Raw genomic sequence first — 16,095 nt, 5'->3', positions numbered from 1 at the left:
CTTTACTGGTGGCCTTGGGCCTGGCCGGTGCGACGTGGACCGCGCCGGGCGGTTCGGCCGAGGACCGGGCGCCCGAACCGCCCGCTGTGGCGGCGGGCAACACCACTACGGTCTTCTACCGCCTGCCTTCGGGGTGGCCGGTGGCCAACATCCACTACCAACCGCGCAACGGACCGTGGACGGCTGTACCGGGTGAGCGCATGGAACCGGCGGCGTGCGCGGGCTGGGTGCGCAAGTCCGTGTCGCTGGGCGACGCGACCGGGCTGCTCGCGGTGTTCAACAACGGCTCCGGCACCTGGGACAACAACAACGGGCAGAACTACAGCCTGGGCACGGGCACCGCGACCGTCGCCGGGGGAGTGACCGGCGTCGGCGACCCGTGCGGCACGACACCCGGCCCCGAGCCCGGTCCGACCGACCACGCCGAGGTCTACTACTTCACCAAGACCCGGAACTGGACCGCGACGCGCATCCACTACCAGCCGACCGGCGGCACGTGGACGGCAGTGCCCGGCGTGCCCATGGAGCAGGTCTGCGCCGACTGGGCCCGCGCCTCGGTCGACCTGGGCCAGGCGACCGGCCTGAGAGCCGCGTTCAACGACGGCTCCGGCCAGTGGGACAACAACAACGGCGCCGACTACGCGTTGCGCACCGGGCGCAGCACCGTGAAGGACGGCGTCGTCACGCCGAACGCGACCGACCCCTGCGGACCCCCTGCCCCGCAGGACACGATCGCGCCGAGCGCGCCCACCGGCCTGCGCGCCGCCGCGTCCGCGCTCACCGTCTCGTTGTCGTGGACCGCGTCCACGGACAACGTCGCCGTCGCGGGCTACGAGATCACCCGATCCGGGGGAGCGCTGGGCACGGTCGTGCGCAACACCGGCGCGGTGGGCTTCGCCGACGGGCCTCTCACCGCGAACACGACCTACGCCTACTCGCTCAAGGCCTACGACGCGGCGGGCAACAAGTCGACCTCCACCGCATCGGTCTCCGTGACGACCGGCGACATCCCGCCCGCGCCACCGGGCGGCACGCCCCTGGGCGGCGACCCGCGGGAGGACTCGATCTACTTCGTGATGACCGCCCGTTTCAACGACGGCGTCACGGCCAACAACCGGGGCGGCAGCCAGCACGTGCGCTCCGGCAACGCCGCCAACGACGACCCGATGTTCCGAGGTGACTTCCAAGGCCTGGTCGACAAGCTCGACTACGTCAAGGGCCTGGGCTTCTCCGCGATCTGGATCACGCCGGTCGTGCTCAACCGCTCGGACTACGACTTCCACGGCTACCACGGCTGGGACTTCCACCGCGTCGACCCGCGCCTGGAGACACCCGGCGCGACCTACCAGGACCTGATCGACTCCGCGCACGCCAAGGGCCTGAAGATCTACCAGGACGTGGTCTACAACCACAGCTCGCGGTGGGGCGCGAAGGGCCTGTTCGAGGCGAAGGTGTTCGGCGTCCGCGACAACCAGTGGTCCTGGTACTACGACCAGCCGGTGCAGGGTTTCGAGTACGACGGCCTGACCATCGACCCGAACACCGGCAAGTCCTACTACAACGGCGACCTGTGGTCGACCACCGAACCGGCCGGGAACACCTGCGTCGACTGGGGCGAGCCGACCCGGCACAGCAGCCCGGAGGGCTACCGGATCTACAGCTGCCAGTGGCCGAGCCCCACCTCCGGCATGTTCCCGGCGCAGCTCTACCACCGCTGCTGGATCGGCAACTGGGAGGGCGAGGACTCGCGGTCGTGCTGGCTGCACGAGGACCTGGCCGACTTCGACACCGAGAACCCGATCGTGCAGAAGTACCTGATCGACGCCTACAACCGGTTCATCGACATGGGTGTCGACGGCTTCCGCGTCGACACCGCCGTGCACATCCCGCGGGTGACCTGGAACCGCCGGTTCCTGCCCGCCATCCAGCAGCACGCCACCGCGAGGTTCGGCGAGAAGGGCCGTGACTTCTTCGTCTTCGGCGAGGTGGCGGCGTTCGTCAACGACAAGTGGAACCGCGGTTCGGTCAACCACTCGGCGCAGTTCTTCACCTGGAAGGAGCGGCGCGAGTACAGCGCCGACGACGCGGCGGCGTCGCTGGAGCAGTACACCCACGAGCAGGGGATGGGCACCGGCGGGCAGCCGACCAGCCGCAACGCGTTCCTGGACGGCAACGCCTACCACGTGCCGGACCACTCGGAGTTCTCCGGCATGAACATCATCGACATGCGCATGCACATGAACTTCGGCGACGCGAACAACGCGTTCTGGAACGCGAAGGACTCCGACGACTCCACCAACGACGCCACCTACAACGTGACGTACGTGGACTCGCACGACTTCGGGCCGAACAAGTCCAGCGTGCGCTACGCGGGCGGCACGGACGCGTGGGCGGAGAACATGAGCCTGATGTGGACGTTCCGGGGCATCCCGACGCTCTACTACGGCTCGGAGGTCGAGTTCCAGGCGGGCAAGCCGATCGACTGCGGCCCCACGTGCCCGCTGGCGACGACCGGTCGGGCCTACTTCGGGGACCACCTGGCGGGCCAGGTGACCGCGTCGGACTACGGCGTCGTGTCGTCGGCGTCCGGCACCGTCGCCACCACCCTGCAGAAACCGCTGGTGAAGCACGTGCAGCGGCTCAACCAGATCCGCCGCGCCGTCCCCGCGCTGCAGAAGGGGCAGTACTCGACGGAGGGCGTGTCGGGCGGGATGGCGTTCAAGCGCCGGTACACGTCGGGGACGGTGGACAGCTTCGCGCTGGTCGCGATCTCGGGCTCGGCGACGTTCACCGGCGTCCCCAACGGCACGTACCGCGACGCCGTCACCGGTGACACGAGGACCGTCACCACCGGGTCGCTGACCGCGAACCCCGGCGGCAAGGGCAACGCGCGCGTCTACGTCCTGGACCTGCCGGGCAACCCGGCCCCGGGCAAGGTCGGTGCGGACGGCCCCTACCTGAGGTGACCACCGGCGGGTGGGCGTGCCTCTCCCACCGCCCGCCCGCCGGCCCCACCGGACCGGCGGTGCCCGCCGCGCTCAGATCCAGGCCAGGACCGACTCGACCTCGACGTCCAGCTCGGACACGGGGATGTGGCCCAGTTGCTCCACGACCACCCGGCCGTCACGGCGGCGCCACGTGCCGCGCACCTGCCCGTCGACCACGATGTGCGGGCCGGCGGTCTGGACGAGGGGCGCGTGCAGCGGGTCCAGCAGCAGGGTGCGGTCGGTGTAGCCGAGCAGGAACGTGTCGAACGGGCCGAGGAGGCGGACCGTGCCGTCCAGGTCGGTGGCGTCGGTGGTGGGCAGTTGCCAGCCGTGCTTGCCCTCGACCAGGTCGTCGAACGGGAACGCGGCACGCACGTCCGGTTCCGGCACGCCGCTCCACGCGGTGAAGTCCTCGACGGTCGCGGGACCGTAGGCGCGCAGGTAGCGGCGGACCAGTTCGGCGACGCCGCGCGGCTCGTCGTCGGCGCGGGGGAGCAGCCGGTAGGTGGACTCGCCGGCCACGACCACGCCCTTGTTGGCGGCGTAGGCCAGCAGGTAGGCGGGTGCGGCGGTGGCCGGGTCGAGCGGCACGCCGACGTCGGCGAGCCGGGCGACGACCTCCGGCTTGGTCAGCGGTTCGGTCAGGACTTCCCGCAGTGCGCCCAACGCCCGCGCGCACACCTCGTCGGTCAGGCCGAGCTCCAGTCGCCGACGTCGGGACCGGGCCACGTTCACCGGGCCCAGCAACCCCACCAGCCAGCCGACGTCCTCACGGCGCAGCAGGTGCACCGCCCCGCGCATGGCACAGGTCCGCACCACGTCCCCGGCGTCGAGCGCCGCACGCAGGTCGGCGGGCGTGACGCCGGAGGTCCGGGCCCGCACGGCGAGACCGGCGGCGGTGACGTCCTGCGCCTGCACGGCCAGCACGTCGCGCAGCAGCTCGGACAGCGAGCGGGCGGGGGTGGTCAGGCGTTGCGCCCGCATGCGCAGCGCCCTGGCCCGACCGGCGGTCACCGCGGCCCCGCGCCCGTCGACCCGCGCACCACGAGCTCGGGCAGGAAGACGAACTCCGCGTGCGGTGCGGGCGTGCCGCCGATCTCCTCCAGCAGCGCGTTGACCGCGGCCTGGCCCATCGCCTCCACGGGCTGCCGCAGCGTGGTCAGCGGCGGGTCGGCGAACACGATCAGCGGCGAGTCGTCGAACCCCACCACGGACACGTCCTGCGGCACGCCCAACCCGCGCTGCCGCGCCGCCCGGATCGCGCCGAACGCCATCAGGTCGCTGCCGCAGATGATCGCCGTGCACCCCTTGTCCAGCAGCGCCGTCGCGGCGGACTGCCCGCCCTCCACGGTGAACAGCGAGTGCTGCACCAGCGCCTCGGCCTGCTCGGCGGTGTAGGGGAGGGCGGTGCGCATGTGCTGCACGAAGCCCTCGATCTTGCGCAGCACCGGCACGAACCGCCGCGGTCCGACGGCCAGGCCGATGCGCTCGTGCCCCAGCTCCACCAGGTGCGACACCGCCAGCCGCATCGCCGCGCGGTCGTCGGTGGACATGAACGGCGCGGAGATCTTCTCCGTGTAGCCGTTGATCATGACGAACGGGATGCCGCGGCCCGCGAGCTTGGTGTAGCGGCCCATGTCGGCGGTGGAGTCGGCGTGCAGGCCGGACACGAACACGATCCCGGCCACGCCCCGGTCCACCAGCATCTCGGTCAGCTGGTCCTCGGTCGACCCGCCCGGCGTCTGCGTGCACAGCAGCGGCGTGTAGCCGGCGCTGGTCAGCACCTGCTCCACGACCTGCGCGAGCGCGGGGAAGATCGGGTTGCCCAGCTCGGGCGTGATCAGCCCGATGAGCCCGGCGCTGCGCTGCCGCAGCCGGGGCGGGCGTTCGTAGCCGAGCAGGTCCATCGCGGCCACCACCGCCTGCCGGGTGGCCGTCGACACGCCCGCCTTGCCGTTGAACACCCGGCTGACCGTCGCCTCGCTGACCCCGGCCTGCGCGGCGATGTCGCTCAACCGGGCGGTCACGCCGTCCATGTCGGTCCTTTCCGTCGCGGCGACACGCGCACCCGAGGAAAGACCTTGCAAAGCCTTTCAGCAAGACCTTGACAGTCACATTTCGGGCGCCAACCCCGCTGAACCGAGGCAGAGGGCCGCCTGCCGAGCGCCGGCGGCCATCGCCGAGGGCACGTCCGCGCCCGCGAGGTGGGCGACCAGGAACCCGGAGAAGAAGGCGTCGCCGGCGCCGTTGGTGTCCACGATCTCCTCGATCGGCACCGCGGGCACCCGGTGGACGGTCCCGTCGACCAGGGCCAGCGCGCCGTCCGCGCCGAGCGTGGCCACCGCAGGCTTGCCGAGCGACCGGAGGAACGCGACCAGCGCGTCGTGGTTCGCGCTGTGCTCGTCCTTGAAGGCGTCGTCGTTGAGGAACACGTGGTCGGCGGCGTCGAGGAAGTCGCGGTGGAACTCCGCGACGCCGTCGTAGTCGTGCACGTCGCACCACACCGGCACCCCGGCGTCACGTGCGGCGCCCAGCAGTGGACGGGCGTGGTCGGCCAGGTCGATCACCGCCGCGTCGGCGGACGCCAACGCGGCCAGCGCCCGGTCGTCGTGCTCGGCGTGGTGCAACCGGGGGAGTTCGAGGTAGATCGACACCCGCCCGCCGTGGGGGTCCATCAGGTTGAGGTGCTGTTCGGTGGCGGTGTCGACCACCTCGGCGATCACGTCGACCCCGGCCCGGTCGAGCACGTCCAGCACCGACCGCCCGGCTTCGTCGTCCCCGACGACGGTCCGCAGCGTGACGTCCGCGCCGAGCGAGGCGAGGTTCAACGCCTTGCCCGCCGACGTGCCGCCGACGGTCACCCGGTGGCCGCCGGCGAACGTGGTGTGCGGCCTGGCCCGCGGCAACCGGTCCAGCAGCACCAGGCGGTTCCACGACACCGGTCCCGCGACGAACACCTTCGGTCTGCGCATGGGCGCCAGTGTGAGGGGAGATCGACGAACCGGCGAGCGGCGGGCACGCAACCCTGCAAGCGCTGTCTTGCATATCTCTATAGCTTCAGTGTTGACTGAAATTAATCACTCACCGTGGTCCGGCGGACAGCAGGGCAAAAAACAGCACGGACGCCTGAGCCCGCACGGGCTCAGGCGTCCGTGGGAGACTCAGGACTGCTCGGACCACCAGCGGCGGCCCGCGTCGCCCAGGGTGGAGATCGGGTCGTAGTAGGGGTACCGGCGGTCGAGTGCCTCGGGGTCGTCGAGTTCGATGCCGGTGCGGTAGTTCTTGGTCCAGTAGGAGATGCCCAGCTCGCGGTCGTACTCGTGGAGCTGGTGGACCCAGCGCTTGCCGACGTAGGGGACGTCGCAGACGATGCGGGGCGTGGCGTAGCCGGGCAGGTAGCCCATGATCGCGTGCTGGAGTTCCTGGGCCTCCCAGACGGCGACGCGCCAGTGCTCGGCGTTGGGGATCATGTCGCACATGTAGAAGTAGTACGGCAGGATGTTCGCCTCGCCTTGGAGCGCGAAGCACAGGTCCAGCAGGTCGTCGGGGGTGGCGTTGACGCCCTTCATGAGCACGCCCTGGTTGCGGACGTCGCGGACGCCGATCTCGAGGGCGGTGCGGGCGGCTTCGGCGACGAGCGGTGTCACGGACTGCACGTGGTTGACGTGGGTGTGGATGGCGAGGTTGACGCCGCGGCGGCCGGCGGTGCGGGCGACGCGTTCGAGGCCTTCGACGACCTTGGGCTGGAGCCAGTGCTGGGGCATGCCGGCGAGGGCCTTGGTGGCGAGGCGGACGTCGCGGACGGTGTCGATGTCGAGCAGTCGCATGAGGAACGACTCGAGCTGGGGCCAGGGGACGTTGGCGACGTCGCCGCCGGAGACCACGACGTCTCGCACGCCGGGTGTGCGCTTGAGGTAGTCGATCATCCGGTCCTGGCGGTCGACGGGTTTGAGGGTGAGCTTGTGCTTCTGGACCAGGGGGGTGGAGTTGCCGACGAGGTCCATGCGGGTGCAGTGGCCGCAGTACTGGGGGCAGGTGGAGACGAGTTCGGCGAGGACTTTGGTGGGGTAGCGGTGGGTGAGGCCTTCGACGACCCACATCTCGGCTTCGTGGAGGGAGTCGCGGGAGGAGTGGGGGTGGCTGGGCCAGTCCGGGTCGCGGTCTGATCGGACGGGGATCATGTAGCGGCGGACGGGGTCGGCGAGGAAGGCCTCGGTGAAGGTCTCGGGGTCGGGTCCGGCGTCCGGTGCCATGGTGTTGAGCATCTGGGGTGGCACGAGCATGGACATGGTGGCGGTGTGCTGCTGGTCGGCGGCGAGGTCGTCGTAGAACCGCTCGGTGAGCAGGTCGCCCATGAGGGTGCGCAGTTGTTTGGGGTTCTTGACGCAGTTGACGCGTTGCCACTGGGCGTCGCGCCACTGGGTTTCGGTGACGTGGCGCCAGCCGGGGAAGCGGCGCCAGTCGGGTTCGACGAGTTCCTGGCGCGTGTAGGTGTAGGGCTGGAGGTCGGCCCTGTGCTGCGTGGGTGTGACCTCGTGCAGCGCGGTCATCCATGCTCCCTATCGGTCGAGTGGCGTGAAGATATGCTGCCAGATGGCCGGTTGGGCGTAAATATTTCGGCGGGGAGCGTTTCGGGGCGTTCGTTCGTTGGGTGGGGTATGCGCGTGTTGGCGGTTGTGCTGGTGGGTCTGGCCGTGGAGGTCACCGCTCTGGTGGCGGCGTTCGGGGCGTGGGGTCTGTTGCCGACCCTGGGTCTGCTGGTGCTGGGTGGTGTGGTGGGTTCGGTGTTGCTGCGCCGCGAGGGTGTCCGGGCTATGGCGGCGTTCTCGGAGGCGGTGCGGACGCGGCGTGCGCCGCACCAGGAGTTGGCGGACGGTGTGTTGATCGCGGCGGCCGGGGTGTTGATCGTGTTGCCGGGGTTCGTGAGCGATGTGGTGGGGTTGTTCCTGTTGTTCCCGCCGACGCGGCGGTTGGTGAGCGGGCGGATGGCGCGGCGTGCGGCGGAGCGTGAGCGGTCGGTGGTGTTGAACCTGCGGTACGGGCAGCACCCGGCGGCCGGTGGGGCGGTGGTCGACGGTGTGGTGGTGGAGGGTGACGTGGTGGATGTGCGTCCGGAGTCGGTGGAGCGTCGCGAGTTGCCGTGATCGGTTGGTGGGGCGTGTCGGCGGGGGGTGGCTTGGGTATGTGAAGCGGCATGACCGTCATCGGTGTGCACGCTTCGCATGAGCAGGTTCACCCGTCGCGGCTGTTGGCGGCGGTGCGGCGGGCGGAGGAGGTGGGGTTCGACGCCGCGATGAGTTCGGACCACTTCTCGCCGTGGAGTGCGCGGCAGGGGCAGAGCGCGTTCGCGTGGTCGTGGTTGGGTGCGGCGCTGGAGGCGACGAGTCTGCCGTTCGGGGTGGTGAACGCGCCTGGTCAGCGGTACCACCCGGCGATCATCGCGCAGGCGATCGGGACGTTGGGTGCGATGTACCCGGGTCGGTTCTGGGCGGCGTTGGGCAGTGGTGAGGCGAGCAACGAGCACATCACGGGTGGGGGTTGGCCGCGCAAGGAGGTGCGGAACGCGCGGTTGCGGGAGTGCGTGGACGTGATCCGGGCGTTGTTGGCGGGGGAGGAGGTCAGTCACGACGGCCTGGTGACGGTGGACCGGGCGCGGTTGTGGACCAGGCCCGAGGAGCCTCCGCTGTTGATCGGTGCGGCGGTGAGCGAGGCGACGGCGCGGTGGTGTGCGGGGTGGGCTGACGGGTTGATCACCGTGAACGCGCCGACGGAGCGGTTGGAGCGGGTGGTGGCGGCGTACCGGGACGCGGGTGGTCGGGGGAAGTTGCACCTGCAGGTGCACGTGAGTTGGGCGGAGTCGGAGGACGAGGCGCGGTCGGTGGCGCACGAGCAGTGGCGGAGCAACGTGTTCCCGCCGCCGGTGTGCTGGGACCTGGACACGGCGGAGCACTTCGACCTGGTGTCGGAGGACGTGTCGGTGGAGCAGGTGGCGCGGGTGGTGAACGTGTCGTCGGACCTGGGGGTGCACGCGAAGACGATCCGGGAGTACGCGGAGTTGGGGTTCGAGGAGATCTACGTGCATCACGTGGGGCAGGAGCAGGAGCGGTTCCTGGACGCGTTCGGTGAGCGCGTGCTGCCGGAGGTGCGGTCGTGAAGTTGACCAGGACCGCGGATCTGTGGTGGAAGAACGCTGTCGTGTACTGCTTGGACGTGGAGACGTTCCACGATTCGAACGGTGACGGGTTCGGTGATTTCCGGGGGTTGATCGACAAGATCGACCACTTGCACAAGATGGGTGTGACGTGCTTGTGGTTGATGCCGTTCTTCCCGACGCCGGATCGCGATGACGGTTATGACATCACGGATTTCTACAGCGTGGACCCGCGGTTGGGGACGTTGGGTGATTTCGTGGAGTTCGTGCGGACGGCGCGGGACCGGGGCATGCGGGTGATCGCGGACCTGGTGGTGAACCACACGTCGGACCAGCACCCGTGGTTCCAGGCGGCGCGGGATCCGGGGAGTCCGTTCCACGACTGGTACGTGTGGCGGGACGAGCCGCCGGCGGACGCGGCGGACGGGGTGGTGTTCCCGGACAAGGAGAAGTCGCTGTGGACGTACGACCGGAAGGCGAAGCGGTACTACCTGCACCGGTTCTACCGGCACCAGCCTGATCTGAACGTGGCGAACCCGGCGGTGCGGGACGAGATCGCGCGGGTGATGGGGTTCTGGATGGAGTTGGGGTTGTCGGGGTTCCGGGTGGACGCGGTGCCGTTCTTGTTGGAGGCGCCGATCGAGGCGTTGCCGGATCCCCATGATTATCTGGCGGATTTGCGGGCGTTCCTGTCGCGGCGCAACGGTGAGGCGATCCTGTTGGGTGAGGTGAACCTGCCGTACACGGAGGCGATGGCGTTCTTCGGGAAGTCGGACGGTGTGGGCGACGAGTTGCACATGTGTTTCGACTTCATCGGGATGCAGCAGATGTACTTGTCGTTGGCGCGGGGGGACGCGAGTCCGTTGACGCACGCGTTGAGGGAGCGTCCGAATCCTCCGCGTGATTGTCATTGGGCGACGTTCGTGCGCAACCACGACGAGTTGACGTTGGACAAGTTGACCGAGCCGGAGCGGCAGGAGGTGTTCGCGGCGTTCGGTCCGGACGAGGACATGCAGTTGTACGGGCGGGGTTTGCGGCGGCGGTTGCCGTCGATGCTCGGCGGGGACCTGGGGTGGATCAAGATGGTCTACAGCCTGTTGTTCTCGTTGCCGGGTACGCCGGTGCTGTTCTACGGCGAGGAGGTCGGGATGACCGAGGACTTGTCGTTGGAGGGCCGGTTGGCGGTGCGGACGCCGATGTGGTGGGACGCGGTGGCCGAGCAGCGTGGTGATCCGGATTCGTTGTTGGCGTGGGTGCGGTTGTTGGTGGAGCGGTACCGGGAGTGCCCGGAGTTGGCGTGGGGGTCGTTCTCGACGATCGACACGGCGGCGCCGTCGGTGTTGGCGCACCGGTGCGAGATCGACGGCGGGGTGGTGGTCGCGGTGCACAACTTCGCGGGTGAGGACGTGTCGGTGGAGGTGCCGAAGGTCGAGGGTGTGCTGACGGATCTGCTGGTGGACGGCACGGTGGAGCCGGGGAAGGACGGGACGGCGGTGGTGGAGCTGGGTCCGTACGGGTGTCGGTGGTTCCGTCAGGTGAGCCGGTAGCCGTGGGCGGGCCGGTTGGCCATGCCGTAGCGGGGTTGGACCTCGGCCTTGCCGGTGGTGACGAGGTGTTCGAGGTAGCGGCGTGCGCTGACGCGGGAGAGGCCGGCGCGGTCGCCGACTTCTTGGGCGGACAGGTCGTGGTCGGTGGTGCGCAGGGTGTCGACGACGAGTTTGAGGGTGACGGGGGAGAGGCCCTTGGGCAGGGCGGTGCGGGGTCGGTGGTGGAGTAGTTGGTCGACTTCGTCCTGGTCGAGCCAGGGGCCGAGGCGTTGGACCTCGGTGCGGCGGGCGAGGTATTCGCGCATGCGGTCGAGGAAGGCGGTGCGGGTGAAGGGTTTGACGAGGTAGTGGTCGACGCCGCGGGACATGGCCTGGCGGACGGTTTCGCGTTCGCGGGCGGCGGTGACGGCGATGACGTCGACGGGTGGTCCGGGGCGGGCGCGGAGTCGGGTGAGGACTTCGAGTCCGGAGATGTCGGGCAGGTGGATGTCGAGCAGGACGAGGTCGGGGTGCAGGGTGTCGACGGCGCGGAGCGCTTCGCCGCCGCCGTGGGCTTCGCCGATGACGGTGAAGTCGGGGAGTGCGTCGAGGAAGCCGCGGTGGACGGCGGCGACGGCGAAGTCGTCGTCGACGACGAGGGTGCGCACGGGGTGGTGGGTCATCGGGCGGCCTCCGGGAGCCAGACGTCGAACGAGGCGCCGCCGAGTTCGGAGTCGGTGAGGTGGAGTCGCCCGCGGCGTCGGGTGACGACGCGGGAGACGAGGGCGAGGCCGATGCCGCGGCCGTGTGCGCCTCGGGGTGCTTTGGTGCTGACGCCGAGGGTGAAGATGTGGCGGCGTTGGTCGTGGTCGACGCCGGGTCCGTCGTCGTCGACGACGACGCGGACGCCGGTGGTGTCGGAGTGGACGAGGACGCGGACGGTGCCGCCGGGGTCGACGGCGTCGACGGCGTTGTCGACGAGGTTGCCCAGGACGGTGAGGGCGTCGTCGCCGGTGCGGGCGTCGACGGTGGTGGCGGGGTCGAGGCGGAGGGCGACGCCGCGTTCGTGGGCGGTGGAGGACTTGGCGAGCAGGAGTGCGGCGAGGGCGGGGTCGGTCATGGCGCCGCCGATGATGTCGGAGGTGACGGAGCCGGCGCCGCCGACGCGTTCGATGTAGCGGACGGCGTCGTCGCGTCGGTCGAGTTCGACCAGGCCGCTGATGACGTGCAGGTGGTTGGTGAACTCGTGGGCTTGGGCGCGGAGGACTTCGGTGACGGTGCGTTGGCCGTCGAGTTCGCGCAGGGCGTCGTGGAGTTCGGTGCGGTCGCGGAGGGTGAGCACGACGCCGACGGGGCGGCCGTGGGTCTTGGCGGTCATGCGGTTGGCGACGAGGACGCGTTCGCCGGCGAGGACGAGGCGGTCGGCGATGTCGTCGTGGGTGCGGGCGAGGTCGAGCAGGCCGCCGTTCTCGAGGACGGTTTCGGCGGGTTGTCCGGTGGGGTCGTCGGTGAGGCCGAGCAGGCGGAGGGCTTCGTCGTTGACCAGGACGAGGCGTTCGCGGTCGTCGAGGGCGACGACGCCTTCGCGGATGCCGTGGAGCATGGCGTCGCGGGTTTCGAGGAGGTGGGCGATCTCGTCGGGTTCGAGGCGGAAGGTGCGTTTGCGGACCATGCGGGTGACGAGGGTGGCGCCGAGGACGCCGACGAGGGCGGCGGCGGCGAGCCAGCCGATGAGTTCGGGGAGGTCTTCGGCGAGGTCGGCGGCGAGTTCGCTTTCGAGGATGCCGACGGAGGCCATGCCGATGATGGTGCCGGTGGCGTCGCGGATGGGGACCTTGGCGCGGAGGCTGGTGCCGAGGGTGCCGGTTTCGGTGCCGACGAAGACGTGGCCGGACAGGGCGGTGCTGGGGTCGGTGGAGACGGGTTCGCCGATGCGGTCGGGGTCGGGGTGGGCGTAGCGCACGCCGGTGCGGTCGGTGACGACGACGTAGGTGACGCCGGAGGCTTTGCGGAGCAGTTCGGCGAGGGGCTGGATGGTGGCGGCGGGGTCGGGGGAGGTGAAGGCGTCGACGACGGTGGGCAGGCGGGCGACGCTTTCGGCGACGGAGAGCATGCGGTCCTTGTAGGCCTCGCGGATGCGGTCGCTCTGGAGCTTGGCCGCCAGCAGGCCCGCGGTGCAGGTGGTGGCGAGGACGATGACGACCTGCAGGACGAGCAGGGTGACACCGAGGGGGACCGAACGGCGGCGCATGGCAGAGCATTCTGGCCCAGCGCGTGTGAGCGGGGCCACGACCAAAACGACCAATACGTGTTTTACGACCTTTGCCCGCTGGTGTGGTGGGTGTGCTCTTAGCGTTCCGGCCCACCGCGGTGACAGTGCCGCGGTGTCGGTTGGACCGTGGAGGACCCGATGGCAGGACAGCACACCCGACTTCTCGCGGCCGTGGCCGCCGCGGGCCTGGTGCTCGCGGGGTGTGGGGGCGGTGGCGGCGCGAAGGGCGACGACGTCGGCAGGTTGGAGATCATGGCGCCGGCGGACCCCGGGGGTGGGTGGGACCAGACGGCGCGGGCGATGCAGGCGGCGATCGACGGTGCCGGGTTGGCCGATTCGGTGCAGGTGAGCAACGTCGGTGGCGCGGGCGGCACGGTGGGGTTGCAGAAGTTGGCGACCGAGAGGTCCGAGAGCTACCTGATGGTGACCGGTCTGGTGATGGTCGGCGCGGTGGAGACCAACGGGGTGGACAAGCGGTTGGAGGACACCACGCCGATCGCGCGGTTGACCGCGGAGGACGAGGTGGTGGTCGTGCCCGCCGACTCGCCGTACCGGACGATCGAGGACTTGTTGGCGGCGGTGGACGCCAAGGGCCAGGGTGTGACGATCACCGGTGGTTCGGCGGGCGGCACGGACCACGTCCTGGCGGGGATGCTGCTGCAGGCGTTGGACATCGACCCGGGGAAGCTGAACTACGTGCCCTACTCCGGTGGCGGTGAGTCGTTGGCGGCGTTGCTGGGCGGGAAGGTCGACGCCGGGATCTCCGGGGTGGGCGAGTACGTGGAGCAGATCAAGGCGGGCAAGCTGCGGGCCCTGGGCACGTCGGGTCCGAAGGAGCACCCGGAGCTGAAGGCGCCGACGTTCAAGAAGCTGGGCAAGGGCGTGGAGCTGATCAACTGGCGTGGTGTGGTGGCGCCGGGGTCGATCTCGGTGGCGGCGAAGGACCGGCTGGTGAAGCTGGTGACCGACATGCACGCCAGCCCGCAGTGGCAGGAGGAGTTGAAGAAGAAGGGCTGGACGGACACGTTCCAGACCGGGCACGACTTCTCCACGTTCCTCACGGTGGAGATCGGCCGGATCAAGCCGGTGCTGCAGGAGATCGGCCTGGTCCAGTGACCTCTCCCGACACGACCCCGACACCGGGGGCGGAGCGGTCGGGGTCGGCGAAGGCGGAGGAGTACGTCTTCGCCGGCCTGGTGGTGGCGTTGGGCGTGTTCACGCTGGTGGACGCGACCACGATCGCGACCCGGGGTTCGCTGGGCACGGTGGGGCCGCGGGCGTTCCCGTACGCGGTGGGGGCGCTGCTGGTGGCGACGGGGGTGGCGACGATCGTGGCCACCCTGCGCGGCCGGCTGGGCCCGGCCGAGGACGCCGAGGACGTCGACACCTCCGTGCGCACCGACTGGGTGACGGTGGCGAAGCTGGTCGCGGTGCTGGTGGCGCACCTGGCGCTGATCGACGTGGCCGGGTGGCCGGTGGCGGCGGTCGTGCTGTTCTTCGGCGCGGCGTGGACGTTGGGCGCGGTGTGGTGGAAGGCGCTGGTCGTGGCGGTGGCGCTGGCGCTGGTGGTGCAGGCGCTGTTCGCGTCCGGGCTGGGGCTGTCGCTGCCGGCCGGCGTGCTGGAGGGGGTGCCGTTGCTCGATGGGTAGCCTCACCGCCCTGCTGGAGGGCTTCGCGACCGCCGCGCAGCCCGAGTACCTGCTCTACGCCCTGCTCGGCGTCACCCTGGGCACCGCCGTCGGGGTGCTTCCGGGCATCGGGCCCGCGATGACGGTGGCGTTGCTGCTGCCGTTGACCTACTCGCTGGAACCCACCGCCGCGTTGATCATCTTCGCGGGCATCTACTACGGCGGCATGTACGGCGGGTCGACCACGTCGATCCTGCTGAACACGCCGGGCGAGTCGTCGTCGGTGGTCACGGCGCTGGAAGGCAATCGGATGGCGCGTGCCGGGCGGGGCGCGGCGGCGCTGGCCACGGCGGCGATCGGGTCGTTCGTGGCGGGCACGATCGCCACGGTCCTGCTCACCGCGCTGGCGCCGGGCATCGCCGAGCTGGCCGTGACGCTGGGTCCGGCGGACTACGTGGCGTTGATGGTGGTGGCGTTCACCACGGTCGCGGCGCTGCTGGGCGCCTCGCCGGTGCGCGGGCTGGCGTCGTTGGCGCTGGGCCTGTTCATCGGCCTGGTGGGCACCGACACGCTGACCGGGCAGCAGCGGTTCACGCTGGGTGTGCCGACGTTGTCGGACGGCGTCGACGTGGTCGTGGTCGCGGTGGGGGTGTTCGCGGTCGGCGAGGCGCTGTACGTGGCGGCGCGGATGCGGCACGGCCCGGTCCAGGTGGTGCCGGTGGGCGGGAAGTGGATGACCGGCGAGTTCTGGCGGCGGTCGTGGAAGCCGTGGCTGCGCGGCACCGCGATCGGGTTCCCGATCGGCACCATCCCCGCGGGCGGGGCGGACGTCTCGACGTTCCTGTCCTACGCGGCGGAGAAGAAGCTGTCGAAGCGGCCGGAGGAGTTCGGGCGCGGGGCGATCGAGGGCGTGGCCGGGCCGGAGGCGGCCAACAACGCGGCCGCCGCCGGGGTGCTGGTGCCGCTGCTGACGCTGGGGCTGCCGACCACGGCGACCGCTGCGGTGATCGTGGCCGGGTTCCAGAGCTACGGCATCCAGCCGGGGCCGCTGCTGTTCGCCAACGACTCGGCGCTGGTGTGGGCGCTGATCGCGTCGCTGTACATCGGCAACGTGATGCTGCTGGTGCTGAACCTGCCGCTGGTCAAGATCTGGGTGAAGGTGCTGCAGATCCCGCGCCCCTACCTGTACGCGGGGATCCTGCTGTTCGCGGCGCTGGGCACCTACGCGGTGAACTTCGTGGTGGACGACCTGATCGTGCTGCTGGTGATCGGCGTGGCCGGGTTCTTCATGCGCCGCCACGGCTACCCGGTCGCGCCGCTGGTGGTGGGGCTGATCCTGGGGCCGATGGCCGAGGAACAGGTGCGGCGCACGTTGCAGATCAGCGAGGGGGATCCGGTGGCGTTGGTGGCCGGCCCGTTCGCGGCGGTGGCCTACGGGCTGCTGGCGGTGACGCTGGTGGCGGCGGTCGTGCTGCGGATGCGCCGCCGGACCTGACCCCTCCGGCTGCTCGGTGCCCGGCCCGGGCGCGTG

Annotated in this window: 13 protein-coding genes; 7 read left to right on the top strand and 6 right to left on the bottom strand. The window is 70.4% G+C overall.

Annotation, left to right across the window (positions count from 1 at the left end; translation table 11 throughout):
• Positions 1-8: 8 nt before the first annotated feature.
• Positions 9-2,966 carry a carbohydrate binding domain-containing protein gene (locus FHX81_RS01925; protein ID WP_211363348.1) on the top strand — a complete coding sequence of 986 codons (2,958 nt, stop codon included), beginning with the start codon at positions 9-11 and terminating at the stop codon, positions 2,964-2,966.
• A 72-nt stretch (positions 2,967-3,038) separates the two neighbouring features.
• Here the strand turns inward: FHX81_RS01925 and FHX81_RS01920 are convergent, their stop codons facing one another.
• The 4 genes from FHX81_RS01920 to FHX81_RS01905 form a co-directional block, all read right to left on the bottom strand.
• Positions 3,039-4,001 (bottom strand): winged helix DNA-binding domain-containing protein, encoded by a 963-nt coding sequence (locus tag FHX81_RS01920; protein ID WP_141974925.1) that lies wholly within the window; start codon positions 3,999-4,001, stop codon positions 3,039-3,041.
• Positions 3,998-5,023 carry a LacI family DNA-binding transcriptional regulator gene (locus tag FHX81_RS01915; RefSeq protein ID WP_141974924.1) on the bottom strand — a complete coding sequence of 342 codons (1,026 nt, stop codon included), beginning with the start codon at positions 5,021-5,023 and terminating at the stop codon, positions 3,998-4,000. The genes FHX81_RS01920 and FHX81_RS01915 overlap by 4 nt, the downstream gene beginning before the upstream one ends.
• Before the next feature lie 75 nt (positions 5,024-5,098).
• Complete coding sequence (locus tag FHX81_RS01910; RefSeq protein WP_141974923.1) at positions 5,099-5,959, bottom strand: carbohydrate kinase family protein; 861 nt, start codon at positions 5,957-5,959, stop codon at positions 5,099-5,101.
• Between the two features lie 189 nt (positions 5,960-6,148).
• A complete protein-coding gene (locus FHX81_RS01905; protein ID WP_141974922.1) occupies positions 6,149-7,537 on the bottom strand; it encodes a KamA family radical SAM protein in 1,389 nt (462 codons plus the stop codon).
• Positions 7,538-7,645: 108 nt separating this feature from the next.
• Between FHX81_RS01905 and FHX81_RS01900 the strand changes: the two genes are divergently transcribed.
• The 3 genes from FHX81_RS01900 to FHX81_RS01890 are packed head-to-tail and all read left to right on the top strand — an operon-like array spanning position 7,646 to position 10,685.
• The gene (locus FHX81_RS01900) at positions 7,646-8,131 is read left to right on the top strand and encodes an FxsA family protein (protein WP_141974921.1); all 486 of its coding nucleotides are present in this window, start codon (positions 7,646-7,648) and stop codon (positions 8,129-8,131) included.
• Between the two features lie 50 nt (positions 8,132-8,181).
• Positions 8,182-9,141, top strand: coding sequence for a TIGR03885 family FMN-dependent LLM class oxidoreductase (locus FHX81_RS01895; RefSeq protein WP_141974920.1), 960 nt, complete (start codon positions 8,182-8,184; stop codon positions 9,139-9,141).
• A complete protein-coding gene (locus FHX81_RS01890) occupies positions 9,138-10,685 on the top strand; it encodes an alpha-amylase family protein (RefSeq protein WP_141974919.1) in 1,548 nt (515 codons plus the stop codon). The genes FHX81_RS01895 and FHX81_RS01890 overlap by 4 nt, the downstream gene beginning before the upstream one ends.
• Here the strand turns inward: FHX81_RS01890 and FHX81_RS01885 are convergent.
• A complete protein-coding gene (locus FHX81_RS01885) occupies positions 10,670-11,347 on the bottom strand; it encodes a response regulator (protein WP_141974918.1) in 678 nt (225 codons plus the stop codon). The genes FHX81_RS01890 and FHX81_RS01885 overlap by 16 nt on opposite strands.
• A complete protein-coding gene (locus tag FHX81_RS01880) occupies positions 11,344-12,954 on the bottom strand; it encodes an ATP-binding protein (RefSeq protein ID WP_246107572.1) in 1,611 nt (536 codons plus the stop codon). The genes FHX81_RS01885 and FHX81_RS01880 overlap by 4 nt, the downstream gene beginning before the upstream one ends.
• 120 nt (positions 12,955-13,074) lie before the next feature.
• Here FHX81_RS01880 and FHX81_RS01875 point away from each other — a divergent pair, with 120 nt between their 5' ends.
• Genes FHX81_RS01875 through FHX81_RS01865 form a run of 3 tightly spaced genes read left to right on the top strand, consistent with a single transcriptional unit; the run spans position 13,075 to position 16,059 of the window.
• Positions 13,075-14,052 carry a Bug family tripartite tricarboxylate transporter substrate binding protein gene (locus FHX81_RS01875; RefSeq protein ID WP_141974917.1) on the top strand — a complete coding sequence of 326 codons (978 nt, stop codon included), beginning with the start codon at positions 13,075-13,077 and terminating at the stop codon, positions 14,050-14,052.
• Entirely contained in the window at positions 14,049-14,585 is a 537-nt protein-coding gene (locus FHX81_RS01870) for a tripartite tricarboxylate transporter TctB family protein (protein ID WP_141974916.1), read from the top strand. Before FHX81_RS01875 ends, FHX81_RS01870 begins: the two co-directional genes overlap by 4 nt.
• Positions 14,578-16,059, top strand: a complete 1,482-nt coding sequence (locus FHX81_RS01865) for a tripartite tricarboxylate transporter permease (protein ID WP_141974915.1) — start codon at positions 14,578-14,580, stop codon at positions 16,057-16,059. The genes FHX81_RS01870 and FHX81_RS01865 overlap by 8 nt, the downstream gene beginning before the upstream one ends.
• Positions 16,060-16,095: the final 36 nt, after the last annotated feature.

It is taken from the genome of Saccharothrix saharensis, from assembly GCF_006716745.1.
Classification (GTDB): domain Bacteria; phylum Actinomycetota; class Actinomycetes; order Mycobacteriales; family Pseudonocardiaceae; genus Actinosynnema; species Actinosynnema saharense.
This window is presented reverse-complemented; position numbering and strand designations above follow the sequence as displayed.